Annotated in this window: 13 protein-coding genes and 1 tRNA gene; 5 read left to right on the top strand and 9 right to left on the bottom strand. The window is 63.8% G+C overall.

The features are described from left to right. Nucleotides 1-56: 56 nt before the first annotated feature. Complete coding sequence (locus tag FJ941_RS01515; RefSeq protein WP_140502580.1) at nucleotides 57-1,307, top strand: site-2 protease family protein; 1,251 nt, start codon at nucleotides 57-59, stop codon at nucleotides 1,305-1,307. 7 nt (nucleotides 1,308-1,314) lie between these two features. Here FJ941_RS01515 and lipB read toward each other — a convergent pair whose 3' ends face one another. Beyond that, nucleotides 1,315-2,058 carry a lipoyl(octanoyl) transferase LipB gene (gene lipB / locus FJ941_RS01520; RefSeq protein WP_140502581.1) on the bottom strand — a complete coding sequence of 248 codons (744 nt, stop codon included), beginning with the start codon at nucleotides 2,056-2,058 and terminating at the stop codon, nucleotides 1,315-1,317. 235 nt (nucleotides 2,059-2,293) lie between these two features. Here lipB and FJ941_RS01525 point away from each other — a divergent pair. Further along, a tRNA-Leu gene (locus tag FJ941_RS01525) sits at nucleotides 2,294-2,378 on the top strand. A 259-nt stretch (nucleotides 2,379-2,637) separates the two neighbouring features. On the opposite strand, the gene sucD is transcribed toward FJ941_RS01525, so the two are convergent. The 5 genes from sucD to FJ941_RS01550 all read right to left on the bottom strand — a co-directional run bounded on the left by sucD (nucleotide 2,638) and on the right by FJ941_RS01550 (nucleotide 7,732). After that, nucleotides 2,638-3,537 (bottom strand): succinate--CoA ligase subunit alpha, encoded by a 900-nt coding sequence (gene sucD, locus FJ941_RS01530; protein ID WP_140502582.1) that lies wholly within the window; start codon nucleotides 3,535-3,537, stop codon nucleotides 2,638-2,640. A 14-nt stretch (nucleotides 3,538-3,551) separates the two neighbouring features. After that, entirely contained in the window at nucleotides 3,552-4,736 is a 1,185-nt protein-coding gene (locus tag FJ941_RS01535; protein ID WP_140502584.1) for a malate--CoA ligase subunit beta, read from the bottom strand. A 51-nt stretch (nucleotides 4,737-4,787) separates the two neighbouring features. Continuing rightward, the gene (locus tag FJ941_RS01540; RefSeq protein ID WP_140502585.1) at nucleotides 4,788-5,738 is read right to left on the bottom strand and encodes a CoA ester lyase; all 951 of its coding nucleotides are present in this window, start codon (nucleotides 5,736-5,738) and stop codon (nucleotides 4,788-4,790) included. A gap of 11 nt (nucleotides 5,739-5,749) precedes the next feature. After that, nucleotides 5,750-6,940: an aminotransferase class V-fold PLP-dependent enzyme gene (locus FJ941_RS01545; protein WP_140502586.1), complete on the bottom strand. Its 1,191-nt coding sequence runs from the start codon at nucleotides 6,938-6,940 to the stop codon at nucleotides 5,750-5,752. A 123-nt stretch (nucleotides 6,941-7,063) separates the two neighbouring features. Continuing rightward, nucleotides 7,064-7,732 carry a response regulator transcription factor gene (locus FJ941_RS01550; RefSeq protein WP_140502587.1) on the bottom strand — a complete coding sequence of 223 codons (669 nt, stop codon included), beginning with the start codon at nucleotides 7,730-7,732 and terminating at the stop codon, nucleotides 7,064-7,066. A 376-nt stretch (nucleotides 7,733-8,108) separates the two neighbouring features. On the opposite strand from FJ941_RS01550, the gene mgtE reads away from it, so the two are divergent. Next, complete coding sequence (gene mgtE / locus FJ941_RS01555) at nucleotides 8,109-9,527, top strand: magnesium transporter (RefSeq protein WP_140502589.1); 1,419 nt, start codon at nucleotides 8,109-8,111, stop codon at nucleotides 9,525-9,527. A 139-nt stretch (nucleotides 9,528-9,666) separates the two neighbouring features. Further along, nucleotides 9,667-10,053 carry a MerR family DNA-binding transcriptional regulator gene (locus FJ941_RS01560; protein WP_006203215.1) on the top strand — a complete coding sequence of 129 codons (387 nt, stop codon included), beginning with the start codon at nucleotides 9,667-9,669 and terminating at the stop codon, nucleotides 10,051-10,053. A gap of 89 nt (nucleotides 10,054-10,142) precedes the next feature. Here FJ941_RS01560 and FJ941_RS01565 read toward each other — a convergent pair whose 3' ends face one another. Next, nucleotides 10,143-10,613 (bottom strand): isoprenylcysteine carboxylmethyltransferase family protein, encoded by a 471-nt coding sequence (locus tag FJ941_RS01565; protein ID WP_140502590.1) that lies wholly within the window; start codon nucleotides 10,611-10,613, stop codon nucleotides 10,143-10,145. Further along, a complete protein-coding gene (locus FJ941_RS01570) occupies nucleotides 10,610-11,608 on the bottom strand; it encodes a DUF1624 domain-containing protein (RefSeq protein ID WP_140502591.1) in 999 nt (332 codons plus the stop codon). The genes FJ941_RS01565 and FJ941_RS01570 overlap by 4 nt, the downstream gene beginning before the upstream one ends. A gap of 234 nt (nucleotides 11,609-11,842) precedes the next feature. On the opposite strand from FJ941_RS01570, the gene FJ941_RS01575 reads away from it, so the two are divergent. Beyond that, nucleotides 11,843-13,042, top strand: coding sequence for an MFS transporter (locus FJ941_RS01575; RefSeq protein ID WP_140502592.1), 1,200 nt, complete (start codon nucleotides 11,843-11,845; stop codon nucleotides 13,040-13,042). A 4-nt stretch (nucleotides 13,043-13,046) separates the two neighbouring features. Here the strand turns inward: FJ941_RS01575 and FJ941_RS01580 are convergent, their stop codons facing one another. Further along, entirely contained in the window at nucleotides 13,047-14,216 is a 1,170-nt protein-coding gene (locus tag FJ941_RS01580; protein ID WP_140502594.1) for an aromatic ring-hydroxylating dioxygenase subunit alpha, read from the bottom strand. Nucleotide 14,217: the final 1 nt, after the last annotated feature.

A 14,217-nucleotide genomic window follows, 5' to 3' on the forward strand; every position in this document is an offset into this window, starting at 1 on the left:
AGCTTTTCTTGCCGCCGCGACGTTAGGGTGCGCCTCCAGGCAGGAGCAACGTCCAGGTGTCGCCCATCGTCACGGCCATTCTCGTGGCCAGCAATCTCGGGCTGATCTTTCTCTTGATGACCGTGCCGCTCGGTTTGCGCACGGTCCGGTCGAGCCGCGTCGTGGCAATGGACCGGCAGCGCCTGTGGCAAGCGCTGTGGCCACTTGGCAGCGATGCCGGCTGGTCCGGCGAGATCCTGTCGGCGCAGCCGCTGGACGAAGGGGGCGTGGCCCGCATCATGCTGTCGTGGGAAGGCCGCGACGGCAAGCCGATCGAGCGCAGGGCGCGGTTTGAAGACGTCGTCGAGGGCAGCCGCTTCTCGATGCGGGTGATCGAGGACACCGCGCTCGATGGCTCGTTCTGGAAGGATTATGGCGAGACCGCCGAACTGGTTTCGCAGGGCAGCGGCACACGCGTGACGCTCAGCCGCACAGACCGGTATCGCGGCGTCGCTTTCCTGGTGTTCCGTTACTTCGCCATGCGCCGCGAGCTCTCCAAGCTGCAGTGTTGGGCAAGGACCGGGCAGTACCGCAAGGGCGGCTGGTTCGAGCATCCGCTGAGCCAGGTCGGCTTCGCCGTGCTGTCGGCGTTGATGCTGTGGCCGTTCTTCGGCCTTCACCTTGGCGGGCTGGCGCTGGCCGCGATCCTGACGTCGGTGGTGGCACTGCACGAACTCGGCCACATGGCGGCGTTTCGGCTGACGGGCCATCGCAGGGCGCGGATGATCTTCATCCCGCTGCTTGGCGGCATCGCCATTGGCGGCCGGCCCTACAACAGCCGTTTCGAAGTGGCCTTCGTGGCGTTGATGGGGGCGGGGTTCTCAGCCTTCCTGGTGCCGATCGTCATTGCCGCCAGCGTGCTTGCCGGCGGCGAGGGCCACAAGGCCGCGGCCGCGCTGCTGGCCGCGCTTGCGGGCTGCGTGGCCCTGTTCAACATCGCCAATCTGGTGCCGGTGTGGAAATTCGACGGCGGCCAGGTGCTGCGCCAGATCTGCCCGGGGCCAATCGTCCTGGCGCTGGCGTCCTTCTCGCTGCTTTCGGCCTTTCTGGCGCTCGGCTGGCGGGCTGGTTTTTCGTCGGGCTTCCTGCTGGCGGCCGGTGCGGTGTTTTCGATCCTCAGCCTGCTCACCGTCGGCAGCGGCGTGAAGCCACGTCACGAACTGGAGCCGATCGGCACCGTTGACCGTCTCGTCATCGCAGGGGCCTTGCTGGCGGTGTTCGCCATCCATGGCTGCGGCGTGTTGTGGGCGTCGGCCCAACTGATCTGACGCGCGGTCAGCCGGTCTTGCGGGCCACTTCGGCGGGCAAGGCCACGGCTGCACCGAACACATCCTTGAACGCGGATTTCAGCGCGAGATCGAGATCGGCCATCGTCACGGGAAGGCCAAGGTCGACGAGGCTGGTGACGCCATGGTCCTGCACGCCGCAGGGCACGATGCCGCCGAAATGGGAAAGGTCCGGCTCGACATTGATGGCTATGCCGTGAAAACTGACCCAGCGCCGCAGCCTGATGCCGATTGCCGCGATCTTGTCCTCGCCCAGTGAGCCGTCCGGCAAGGCGGGGCGATCGGGCCGCACCACCCAGACACCGACCCGGGCCTCGCGGCGCTCGCCGCGCACGTTGAAGGCGGCGAGCGTACCGATGATCCACTGTTCGAGTGCGGCGACGAAGGCGCGCACGTCCTCGCGCCGGCGCTTCAGGTCGAGCATGACATAGGCAACCCGCTGGCCGGGCCCGTGATAGGTGTATTCGCCGCCGCGACCGGCCGCGAAGACCGGAAAGCGGTCAGGCTCGATCAGGTCCTCGATGCGGGCGCTGGTGCCGGCGGTGTAGAGAGGCGGATGCTCGACCAGCCAGACCATCTCGCCGGCGGCTCCGCTGCGGATCGCCTCGGCGCGCGCCTCCATGAAGGCCAGCGCATCGGGATAGGCGGTAAGGCCAGGTTCGACCAGCCATTCTACCGGCGCCGAACCAGGCAACGGGAGGAACGACGTGGCGATCTGGCTGCGTTCTGTCATGGTGTGTCGCTTTTGCTTATACATGTCGTGGTCCCAAAACCGCCTTGCACTTTTGGGCGACATGCCTTTGGCCTCCATATGGCGACATCAGGCGCAAACGTCCAGTTCCGGATGCTCATTGCAATCCTGTGGAACGTTATGCCAATTGCCGGACATTATTGCTCATCGCGCACTTGTTTCGCCGGAAACGATTTGCTACACGCCGCGAGCCGGTCGGTTCCGGCTCCTACCACGTGCGGTCGTGGCGGAATTGGTAGACGCGCAGCGTTGAGGTCGCTGTGGGGCAACCCGTGGAAGTTCGAGTCTTCTCGACCGCACCAAAATTTCCTGAAGCAAGCCTTCGGACGCCTTGATGTCAACGCCGGCAATCTGGCGATCATCAGACCATGAGTACGGTGCCGACCTTCCTATAAGGGCCGGACCTCGGGTCCATTCGGCAGATCGATGGTCAGGACGAGGCCGCTTGGCTGGTTGTCGTGCAACTCGATCTTGCCGCTGATTGGAAGAGACCGTTGGCGGCGCATTCCAGTCGCGCCGCCTCGTGCTCGGCAACGGCCCGCGGCCGCTTGTTGGTGAAGGTTAGGCCGCCTTCTTCGTTCGCTCCAGCGTATCGGCCACCACATCGCCGAAGGACGACGGCGTCGGCACGATGATGACGCCGGCCTCTTTCAGGATCTCGACCTTCTCCTGCGCCGACTCGCCGAAGGCCGAGATGATGGCGCCGGCATGGCCCATGCGGCGGCCTTTCGGGGCCGAAAGCCCGGCGATGTAGGCGATCAGAGGCTTGCGCATATTGTCACGCGCCCAGATCGCGGCTTCCGCTTCCTGCGGTCCGCCGATCTCGCCGATCATCACCACTGCGTCGGTTTCGTCATCCTGCTCGAACAGCTTCAGAACGTCCTTGAAGGAGGAGCCGTTGATCGGATCGCCGCCGATGCCGACGCTGGTCGATACACCGATGCCGAGCGCCTTCATCTGCGAGGCGGCCTCGTAGCCCAGCGTGCCCGAGCGGCCGACGATGCCGACGCGGCCAGGAAGGTAGATCGAGCCGGGCATGATGCCCATCAGCGCCTGTCCGGGCGTGATGATGCCGGCGCAATTCGGCCCGACCAGCCGCATGCGGTCCTCGAAGCGGTAGCGGCGCATGTAGCGCTTGACCTGCATCATGTCCTGCGAGGGGATGCCGTCGGTGATGCAGACGCAGAGCTTTATCCCCGCATCCGCGGCCTCCATGATCGAATCGGCGGCGAAGGGCGGCGGCACGAAGACGATGCTCGCCTCGGCGCGGGTTTCGCGCACCGCGCCCTTGACGGTGTTGAAGATCGGCAGGCCAAGATGCGTCTGGCCGCCCTTGCCGGGGGTGACGCCGCCGACGAGCTTGGTGCCGTAGCGCTTCATGTCCTCGGCATGGAAACTGCCGATCTTGCCGGTGAAACCTTGCACGATGACGCGCGTGCTGCGGTTGAGCAGGATTGCCATTTTTCTGTCCTCCCTCAGGCTGCTTTTTTCTTGGTGGCCGCGCGCCACGCGGCGACGGCTTTTTCGGCGGCTTCGGCGAGCGTGTCGGCGACGATCACCGCCTCGCCGGAATCGGCCAGGATCTTGCGCCCTTCCTCGGCCCTGGTGCCGGAAAGCCGCACCACCAGCGGCACGTTGACGCCGACCTCGCGGATCGCCTTGATGACGCCCTCGGCGACCCAGTCGCAACGGTTGATGCCGGCAAAGATGTTGACCAGGATGGTCTCGACATTCTTGTCGCCGAGCACGGCGCGGAAGGATTTCGCCACCCGCTCGGGCGAAGCGCCGCCGCCGATGTCGAGGAAGTTCGCCGGCTCGCCGCCGGCGATCTTGATCATGTCCATGGTCGCCATGGCGAGCCCGGCGCCGTTGATGATGCAGCCGATATTGCCGTCGAGGCCGACATAGGAGAGGCCACGGTCGCTGGCGAAGGTTTCGCGCGGGTCTTCCTGGCTCTTGTCGCGCAATTCGGAGATTTCGGGCCGCCGGAACAGCGCGTTCTCGTCGAACGACATCTTGGCGTCGAGGGCGACCAGGCTGCCGTCGCGGGTCACCACCAACGGATTGATCTCCAGCATCGAGGCGTCGTAGTCGCGGAACACCTGGTAACAGCTGAAGATGGTCTCGGTCGCCTTGCCGATCAGGCTGTCCTCCAGCCCGAGCCCGAAGGCGATCTCGCGCGCCTGGAAGCGCTGCATGCCGACGCCCGGATCGACGGTGGCACGGATGATGGAATCCGGCGCTCTTTCGGCAATCTCCTCGATCTCAATGCCGCCGGCGGCCGAGGCGACGATCATGACGCGCTCTTCCTTGCGGTCGAGCACGAAGCCGAGATAGAGCTCCTGCGCGATGTCGACGGCTTCCTCCAGATAGAGGCGCGAGATCAGCTTGCCGCGCGGGCCGGTCTGGTGGGTCACCAGCTTGCGCCCGAGCATGGCTTCGGCGGCGCTGGAGATCTCCTCGTCATTGGCGCAAAGCTTGATGCCACCGGCCTTGCCACGGGCACCGGAATGAACCTGCGCCTTCAGCACCCATTTGCCGCCGCCGATCTCGCGCGCCCGGTAGGTCGCCTGTTCGGGACTGTAAGCCAGGCCACCGCGCGGCACATGCACTCCATGCCGGGCGAGCAGTTCCTTGGCCTGATATTCGTGGATGTCCATTTTTTCTCCTCCCCAAATCGTCGAAGTGCCGCGACGCGCGGTTCTCGTTGGCTAGTTAAGCTGGCCGGCGCGTTCGATGGCGTCATTAACCACCAGCACGTTGCGCGCCATGCGTTCCGATGCGGCGTCGATCATCTTGCCGTCGAGCGCGGCAGCACCCTTGCCCTGCGCCTCGGCTTCCTTCAGCACTTCGAGGATGCGGCGGGCGCGCGTGACTTCCTTCTCCGGCGGCGAGAACATCTCGTTGGCCAAGGCAATCTGCGAGGGATGGATCGCCCATTTGCCTTCGATACCGAGTGCGGCCGCGCGCCTGGCGGCCGCCTTGTAGCCTTCCGGATCGGAGAAATCGCCGAACGGCCCGTCGATGGCGCGCAACCCATAGGCGCGGCAGGCGACGGTCATGCGCGACAGCGCGAAATGCCACTGGTCGCCGGGATAGTCGGGGTTGAGGCCGCCGATATTGACGGTGCGTGCCTTGTTGCTGGCGGCATAGTCGGCAACACCGAAATGCATGGCTTCCAGCCGGCCTGGCGTCGCGGCAATCGCCTCGACATTGGCCATGCCGAGCGCGGTCTCGATCAGCGCTTCCAGGCCGACACGGGTCTTGAATCCCTTGGCCATCTCGATCTGGTTGACCATGGCCTCGACCATATAGAGGTCGGCCGGCACGCCGACCTTCGGCACCAGGATGGTGTCCAGCCGGTCGCCGGCCTGTTCCATCACGTCGACGACGTCCCGGTACATGTAATGGGTGTCGAGGCCGTTGATGCGCACCGATACGGTCTTGCCCCTGGCGCGCCAGTCGATGTCGTTCAGGGCCTGGATGATGTTCTTGCGGGCGCGTTCCTTGTCGGGCGGGGCGACAGCGTCCTCGATGTCGAGGAAGACGAAGTCGGCGGCGCTGTTGGCCGCCTTGTCGATCATCTCCGGGCTGGAGCCGGGAACCGCCAGCTCGCTGCGCTGGAGCCTGAGTTTCTTGAGGTGGTTGATGGTGTGGCTCATCTTCTGTCCCTTCAGGCCGCTTCGGCGACCGGCATTGCCGCCGAGGCGCGGAAATGCTGGATGGCGGCACCGACGCCGGAGCCCGGCGCCAGCCGCACGCCGCAATCGAGCAGCGCCATTTCAGCTGACGACAGCGAGGCCAGCACCATCACCTCGTTGAGCCAGCCGAGATGGCCAATGCGGAAAACCTTGCCGAACACCTTGTTGAGGCCGCCGCCGAGCGACGTCTGGTAGGCCTGGTAGGCGCGCTTGACGACGTCGCCGCTGTCGATGCCATCAGGCACGAGGATGGCGCTGACCGTGTCCGAATGCCATTTCGGCGCCTTGGCGCAGAGCTTCAGGCCCCAGGCATCGACCGCCTTGCGCACGCCTTCGGCGAGGCGATGGTGACGGGCGAAGATGGCGTCGAGCCCTTCATCCTCGATCAGGTCGAGCGAGGCGCGCAGGCCGCGCAGGAGCTGTGTTGCCGGCGTGTAGGGAAAATAGCCGGCATCGTTGGCGCGGATCATGTCCTCGAAGGAGAAGAAGCAGCGCTGGTGGGTGGCGGTTCTGGAAGCCACGAGCGCCTTCTTGCTGACCGACAGGAAGCCGAGGCCGGCCGGCAGCATGAAGCCTTTCTGCGAACCGCTGACGGCGCAGTCGACACCCCATTCTTCCTGGCGAAAGTCGATCGAGCCGATCGACGAGACGCCGTCGACGAAAAGCAGGGCAGGGTGGTTCGCATCGTCGAGCGCTGCGCGGCAGCCGGCGACGTCGCTGGTGACGCCGGTCGCCGTCTCGTTCTGGGTGCAGAAGATCGCCTTGATGCGGTGCGTCTTGTCCGCCTTCAGCCGCTCGGCATAGAGGTCAAGCGGAACGCCGGTTCCCCATTCGCAGTCGATCACGTCGACCTCGAAGCCGAGCCGCTCGGCCATGTCGACCCACAGATGGGAGAACTGACCGAAGCGAGACATCAAAACGCGGTCGCCGGGGCTGAGCACATTGGTCATCGCCGCTTCCCAGGCACCGGTACCGGAGGACGGATAGATGAAGACGCGGCCGGTCTCGTTCTTGAAGACGCTTTTGATGTCTTCGAACAGTGGCAGGGTGAGGTCGGGGAAGGTGGCCGCGCGCATGTCCTCCATCGGCAGGTTCATCGCCTGCCGCACCTGTTCGGGGATATTGGTCGGCCCGGGAATGAAAAGATGGGTGAAACCGGCCATGTGCGAACTCCTCCTGACCCAGCAAAGCGGTGGTGGGGAGTTTCGTTTCGATGGCTGATGTCAACAATACCTTGGCGGGTAAGAACTTGCCGCGTGCGGGTGGGTATGGCCTACCCGGTTGCCCTACCCGAAAGGCTGCTTCTGGCTGCGCCTCTCTCGTGAATAGAGCGCGACCGCCATGGCGCGGTTGCGGACGTCCAGCTTGTCGTAGAGATTCTTGAGATGGTACTTCACCGTATTCTCGGAGATCCCGGTCCGGGTCGCGATCTGCAAATTGGTCCAGCCATCTGACAGTACCGCCAGCAGTTCACGCTCGCGCACGGTAAGCCGGGACAGAGGCGTGTCGTTGACCTTGTTGATGTCGATATAGGGGATGCAGATGCGGCCGTGCGCGACAGCCAGGATGGTGTCGAAAATGATGGCGGGATCGTCGAACTGGAAGCAGTAGCCTTGCGCGCCGAGGCGCACACACTGTTTCAGGATGCCGATGTCATGGTCATTTGAGAAGACCGCGATGCGGATGTTGAGCTTGCGGCCCTGGACCTCGGCCAGGACGTCCGCGCCGTCCATGTCGGAGAGCTTCCAGCCGATCACGGCGACATCGAACTCCTGTACCGCTGCAAGCTCCAGGAAATGCCTGCCGCTTTGTACCGAGGCCAAAAGTTCGAAGCGCCCGTCGCAGTCCAGCATTTCGCGCAGAGCCGATATGACGAGCGGATTGCGTTCGGCCACGACCACGCGAACGCGCCGCTCTTCGATTGCCTTGTTCTCTGTCCGTGACCTGATCTTCAAGGGCTTCCGGCTTTTTGTTGCGGCCTGGCGGGGCCAGCCGATGCCTGGACCTGCATCATGACAATTCTGCTCCAATGGCGCGGGGGTGCTCTTTCCCCAGCGACATCGGCTGTCGCGCCGCAGGAAGCCGAAGCGTGGCCTGCTTTTGATGAAATCGACAGTTCGCGCGGGCACGACAACTCGGCATCGGTGAGCGGGCAAGCATGTGTTTGGCCTGAAATTCCCGTGCGTTGGAAGAACATGTTGCGAAGTTGAAGCGTTCCGGGTCGCCGTCACTTTTGTATGGGCACCGGACCGAAAACCGGTTTCCACTTTGCGGACTCATGGTCTAGACCTGATTTGCACCTTTTCCGGATTCTGATGGCGGGAGGCGCTGGTGGAAGGCCAGGACGAACGGACGACCGGCGCCAGGGCCGCCGACGAGCACCACGCTGATATCTATGGCGAGGACGGTGCCGTCCTATCGTCCTTCCTTGCCCAGATTGGTGCGGCGATCGCCGATCGCGATACGCTGACCCTCAAGCGCCAAGTCGACGACCTGCATCAGTCGGAACTTGGCGACCTCATCGAGGCGCTGCACCCCGAACAGCGGCGCGCGCTGGTCGAGCTGCTGGGCGCCGACTTCGATTTTTCCGCGCTGACCGAAGTCGACGAGGCGATCCGCATGGATATCGTCGATAACCTGCCCAATGCGCAGATCGCGCAAGCCGTGCAGGCACTCGATTCCGACGATGCGGTCTACATCCTCGAAGACCTGGAGCCGGAAGACCAGGACGAGATCCTGTCGCAACTGCCGTTCACCGAGCGGATCAGGCTGCGCCGTTCGCTCGACTACCCGGAAGAGACCGCCGGGCGGCGCATGCAGACCGAGTTCGTCGCGGTGCCGCCTTTCTGGACCATCGGCCAGACCATCGACTACATGCGCGAGGACAAGAACCTTCCCGACCGCTTCAGCCAGATCTTCGTCATCGATCCGACCTTCAAGCTGTTGGGCGCCATCGATCTCGACCAGATCCTGCGCACCAAGCGCGCGGTCAAGGTCGAGGAAGTCATGCATGAGACGCGGCACGCCATCCCGGCCACCATGGACCAGGAAGAGGCGGCGCGGGAATTCGAACAATACGACCTTTTGTCGGCCGCCGTCGTCGACGAGAACGAGCGGCTGGTCGGCGTGCTGACCATCGACGACGTCGTCGACGTCATCCAACAGGAAGCGGAGGAGGACCTGCTGCGCATGGGCGGCGTCGGCGACGAGGAGCTCTCCGACAGCATTCTGGCGACCTCGCGCTCGCGCGTTCCCTGGCTGCTCGTCAATCTGCTGACGGCATTTTTGGCGGCATCGGTGATCGGCCTGTTCGATCGCACGATCGAGCATATCGTCGCCCTCGCCGTGCTGATGCCGATCGTGGCCGGCATGGGCGGCAATGCTGGTTCGCAGACCATGACCGTCACCGTGCGGGCGCTGGCGACCAGGGATCTCGACATCTACAATGCCGGCCGCATTATCCGCCGCGAAATGGGCGTCGGCTTCATCAACGGCATCGTCTTCGCGATCCTGATCGGCATCGTCGCGGCTGTCTGGTTCCATGACCCCAATCTGGGCGGCATCATCGCGGCGGCGATGATCATCAACATGTTCGTGGCGGCCCTTGCCGGCATCCTGATCCCGTTGCTGCTCGACCGGTTCAAGGTCGATCCCGCGGTCGCTTCGGCGGTTTTCGTCACCACCGTTACCGATGTCGTTGGATTCTTTGCCTTCCTCGGCCTCGCGACCTGGTGGTTCGGCGTCCGGTAAGCGTCTTAATTGACTTTTACGTAAATGCCGTGCGAGGCTCGTGCGGGGTGCCGCGTCGATTCCGGCGGGCAAGGGTTTGGTTCGGGACAGATGGGCGACGCCGCATGGCGATCACCCGGAATTCCGGCATGGAGTGACAATGCGGGAATATTATTCGATCACCGAACTGACCCGCGAATTCGACGTGTCGACGCGGACGCTGCGTTTTTACGAAGACGAGGGACTGGTGCAGCCGGTGCGGCGCGGCCGTACGCGGCTGTTTCGCCCTTCCGACCGTCACCTCATCCGGCAAATCATGCGCGGAAAACGGCTCGGCTTCTCGATCAACGAGATCCGCGAGATCATCCAGATGTACAAGGAGCCGCCGGGCGAGGTCGGGCAGCTCAAGCTGATGATCAAGCGCATCGAGGAAAAGCGCGAGGACCTCAGGCAAAAGCGCCGGGACCTCGAGGAGACGCTGGCCGAACTCGATCAGGCCGAGGAGTCTTGCGTCGAGCGGCTGGTCGAGCTCGGGGTCAACACCTAGCCGAAATTTCGAGATGCCGGCGGGACAGCGCCCTCTGTCCTGCCGGACATCTCCCCGATAAGGGGGAGATTGGCAACTTTAACGCTGGCTCAAATCCAGCGCCGCACCCGCTTGGCATAGTCGCGGTATTTCTTGCCGAATTTCGCCGCCAATATCTTTTCCTCGCCCTCGATCGCGACCTTCTGGGTGACGAAGGCGGCGACGAAGGCAAGCAGGAAAAACCAGGCGATGCCCGAGACGAAGGCAACGCCGATCAACAGCAGCGTGTTGGCCAGGTACATCGGGTCGCGGGTGATGCCAAAGGGGCCGGTCGTGACGAGATGATCGGGCACGGCGTTGGGATTGAGCGTTGTCCTGGCCCGCATCATGGTGCGGATCGCGGTGAACCAGAGTACGGCGACGGCGAACAACGCCACCCAACCAGCGGCGAACAGAATGTCGCCCAGGAGGTCTCCGATCCAGGGCAAGGGATAGAGCATGCCGAGGATGATGCTGATGGCGATCGCGGCAGCGTAGATCACCGGCGGCCACGGTATCATCCCAGGCTTCGGCTCGGTCATTGTGTTCCTCCCTCGGTCATCTTGTCGTCCGTCTTGGCTGTGCAGGTTGCGGCAAGATCGGACAGATGCGCCCTGAAGTCCGCAGTCTGGTCGTTGTTGAAGAGCCGATCAAGAGATCCTTCGCCTTGCAGCGTATCAAGCATGCAGCCGCAATAGCTCGAACAGAAGGTTGCGTTGCGCATCTGCTCGCACGAGCGCTGGCAGGTTTTCAGGAAATTGACCTGCGGGGGCTCGACTTGCGCCGGCATCAGTTGCGAGAACAGCCAGACGCAACCGATCAGCAGCGGCTGGTGGATCAGGTAGAAGGCCAGGCTGTGGCGGCCGATGAAGACCAGTGGATTGGCCCAGCGGCCCGGCACGAGGCTCGCCAGGCGTGCCCGTATGCCGGAAGCGGAAGCGAGTTTCGCCACTCCGAGGCCGAGAAGCACCGCGCCGAACCAGGGGAACAGCGGCACGTAGTCGTTGGAGCGCGGATTGACGGCGGAAAGGCCGATCCACCACAGCCAAGGGTGATCGAGTGCCTCGAAGCGCAGGTAGACGGGCGCCGCGATGACCAGCGCGGCGGCGACAAGCGTCAGCAGCGCCGGCAGGCGCAGGAAGGCGAGGCCAAGCAGGCTGGCGAGCCCGATCTCATGCAGGATGCCGAAAAAAATGAATCCGTCAGGCGTGGCGATGCGGGTGGCGACCGAGATGGCGACCGCCGCACCGGCGACCATGGCGAACCGTTTCCAGAAGGAGTTCCAGCGGATCTGTCGGCCATGGGCGAGATAGAGGCTGACGCCGACAAGGAACAGGAAGGTCGAGGCGATGCAGCGGGCGTAGATCTTCCACCAGCCGAAGGCGGTGAGACCGGGGTCGGTGTAACCGAAGAATTCCAGGTCCCAGGTGAAATGGTAGCTTGCCATCGCGATCAGCGCGATGCCGCGCAAAATATCGATGGCAACGATGCGCTTCGATGGCTGCGGAACGGGTGCGGTCGGCGTGTGGATGCTCATGGTCTCGCGATCTGATTCAGCCCTCCAAGACGACTATCACGGTTGCACTGGATAGAAGAAGACCGGTCGCCTTGGCCTGACCGCGCGGCGGAGCCCGCGCCAGCCGCCGAATTGGGCCAGCGCGGGAAAGCCTTTGACCGGCTTCGCTTTTTGCCGGGTGTGCGTCGGTTTCCTCTTAATGGGCCTGAAATGTCCACGGCAGATTTGACGCCGCGATTCTGCTTTGGGGAAGCAATGTCCACGCATGTGCGCCATCCGAACTGGCTTCCGGCCCTCAAGGCCGCGGATGCGCGCACCTTCGCCTCGCTCTACGCGGTCGAGTCCTTCGCCCGCGCCATGGTGTCGAGCGTCATCCCGATCCAGGCCTACGAGATACTCCACAACGAGCAGATCGTCTCGATCCTCTACACCGTCGTATCCATGCTCGGCCTCTCGGTGACCTTGTTCATGCCGATGCTGATCCGCCGCTTCGCGCGGCGCTGGGTCTACACGGCAGGCGCCTGCCTGCTCGCCATCGGCTCGCTGTTCTTCGTCACCCACACGCTCGCTGGACAACTCGCCGGCATGCTGTGCCGCGTCATGGGCGCCAGTGCGCTGTCGATCACACTCAACCTCTACATCATGGACCACATCCGCAAGACCGACTTCATGCAGGCCGAATCGCTGCGCATGGCGTGGTCGATGGTTGCCTGGACGGGCGGGCCGACGCTTGGCATTTTCCTTTATGCGCATTTCGGCATCTATGCCGCGCATGGCGCGGTGGCGGTTTTCGCCATGGCTTTGCTGGCGCTGTTCTGGACCTACCGGCTGGGCGATAACCCGTCGATCCGCCCGGGCAAGACGCGGCCGGCAAATCCGCTCGCCAACATCGGCCGCTTCGTGGCGCAGCCAAGGCTCAGGCTCGCCTGGCTGATCGCCTTCGGCCGGTCGTGCTTCTGGACGACGTTCTTCGTCTATGGACCGCTGTTCATGGTGATCACCGGCGAGGGTGAACTGGCGGGCGGCCTGCTGGTCTCGGCCGGCAATGCGCTGCTGTTCATGGCGATCTTCTGGGGCAAGGCAGGAAAACGCTTTGGCGGCCGACGCACCATGACGTTTGCCTATTTCGCCATGTCGGCGTCGCTGCTGGCGGCGGGCACGGTCGGAGCGGCAGAGCCGTTGCTGACCGGCGCCTTCCTGTTGTGCGGCGCCTTCTTCACCATCGCGCTCGACGCGCTGGGCTCGACCGCCTTCATGCGCTCGGTGCGCTCCTATGAACGCGCGCAGATGGCGGCGGTCTACCGCACCTATCTCGACTTTTCCGAATTGACGCCGCCGCTGGTCTATTCGGTGGTGCTGGCCTTCTTCGGATTGGGATCGGTGTTCGTCACGCTCGGCCTGCTGGCGGCGTTTTGTGGCCTCATGACCTGGCGCTACCTGCCTAAATCCCTCTAAAAAATCAGAGCGAAAGCTCAGCATGGCGCTCGCGCACCCGATTGTGGAAGCGGTGCAGCTCATATTCCTCGGGCATCAGCACGCCGGCTGTATGACGCATCGAGCGCAGGCCCTTCTGGTTGACCTCGCAGATCGCGGCATCCTCCTCCAGCACCTGTGTGCCGAAGGCGACGATGTTGTCGATATCGGTGGCGGCGAGCGCCTCGGGCGCGAACAGCCATTCGGCGGTCAATTCGGTCTGTTCGGGACCGAGCGGCACCAGCCGCACGGTCCTGACATAGTCGACATGGCCGACGATGAACATCGAGGGCAGGCTGGTAGCGTAGGTCTGGCCGGCGGTGCGTTCCGCCTGCGTCAAGCCGGGGAAAACCGGCCCATGCGTCTGCCCATCACGCGACCATGTTTCAGCCCCGGCGCGCAGGCCGCCGGAGAATTCCGGCGCATCATTGTCTGCATGGCGCGTCCATTCGGGATCGTCATGCCGGCTCATCAGGCCGCGGCCATAGATCGGCACCAGCCGCGACAGGTCCTTGTGGACGCCCGGGCAGTGCAGGCACTCGTTGAAGTTTTCCCAGAAAATCTTCCAGTTGCAGTTCATCACCTTGCGCAGCACATGGCCTGACACCAGCGTGTCCAGCGGCCAGTTGCCGAGGTCGCCGGAGGCCGGGTCGAAGGATGACTGCACTGAGCCGGCGGCATCTTCAGCAAGATTGACGAAGACGAAGCCCCGCCGCACCGAGAGTACAACGCGGTAAAGCGGGTGGTCGGCCTTGTCGAAGCCGTCAGGCAGCGATTTCGACGGTACACGCACCAGATCGCCACGCAGCGAATAGGACCAGGCATGGTACGGGCAGGTGATCAGCCGCGCCTTCAGGCGTCCTTCGCTTTCCTGGCAAAGCTGCGAACCGCGATGCCGGCACGTGTTGTGGAAGGCATGCAACTCGCTGGCGTCGTCGCGCAGCACAAGGATTTCCTGCGTACCGACGCGGAAGGTGCGGAATGCCAAAGGCTGGGCAAGGTCGGTCTCGCGGCAGACGAGCAGCCAATTTCTGTACCAGATGGCATCGAGATCACGCTGATAGTTCTCCTGGTCCCAATAGGCCGATGACGGCAGCGTCTGCTGGGTTCGGGTCAGGCCGTTGTAGGGCTCGCGCTCGCTGGCATTGGGCTGCATG

Source organism: Mesorhizobium sp. B2-3-13, assembly GCF_006442195.1.
GTDB lineage: Bacteria > Pseudomonadota > Alphaproteobacteria > Rhizobiales > Rhizobiaceae > Mesorhizobium > Mesorhizobium salmacidum.

What these genes read in the sequence shown, in the direction of transcription:
- FJ941_RS01580 (WP_140502594.1), bottom strand. Translation starts at nt 14,216, where the DNA reads ATGCAGCCCAATGCCAGCGAGCGCGAGCCCTACAACGGCCTGACCCGA.
- sucD (WP_140502582.1), bottom strand. Translation starts at nt 3,537, where the DNA reads ATGGCAATCCTGCTCAACCGCAGCACGCGCGTCATCGTGCAAGGTTTC.
- FJ941_RS01565 (WP_140502590.1), bottom strand. Translation starts at nt 10,613, where the DNA reads ATGACCGAGCCGAAGCCTGGGATGATACCGTGGCCGCCGGTGATCTAC.
- FJ941_RS01560 (WP_006203215.1), top strand. Translation starts at nt 9,667, where the DNA reads ATGCGGGAATATTATTCGATCACCGAACTGACCCGCGAATTCGACGTG.
- FJ941_RS01540 (WP_140502585.1), bottom strand. Translation starts at nt 5,738, where the DNA reads ATGAGCCACACCATCAACCACCTCAAGAAACTCAGGCTCCAGCGCAGC.
- FJ941_RS01545 (WP_140502586.1), bottom strand. Translation starts at nt 6,940, where the DNA reads ATGGCCGGTTTCACCCATCTTTTCATTCCCGGGCCGACCAATATCCCC.
- FJ941_RS01535 (WP_140502584.1), bottom strand. Translation starts at nt 4,736, where the DNA reads ATGGACATCCACGAATATCAGGCCAAGGAACTGCTCGCCCGGCATGGA.
- lipB (WP_140502581.1), bottom strand. Translation starts at nt 2,058, where the DNA reads ATGACAGAACGCAGCCAGATCGCCACGTCGTTCCTCCCGTTGCCTGGT.
- FJ941_RS01570 (WP_140502591.1), bottom strand. Translation starts at nt 11,608, where the DNA reads ATGAGCATCCACACGCCGACCGCACCCGTTCCGCAGCCATCGAAGCGC.
- FJ941_RS01575 (WP_140502592.1), top strand. Translation starts at nt 11,843, where the DNA reads ATGTCCACGCATGTGCGCCATCCGAACTGGCTTCCGGCCCTCAAGGCC.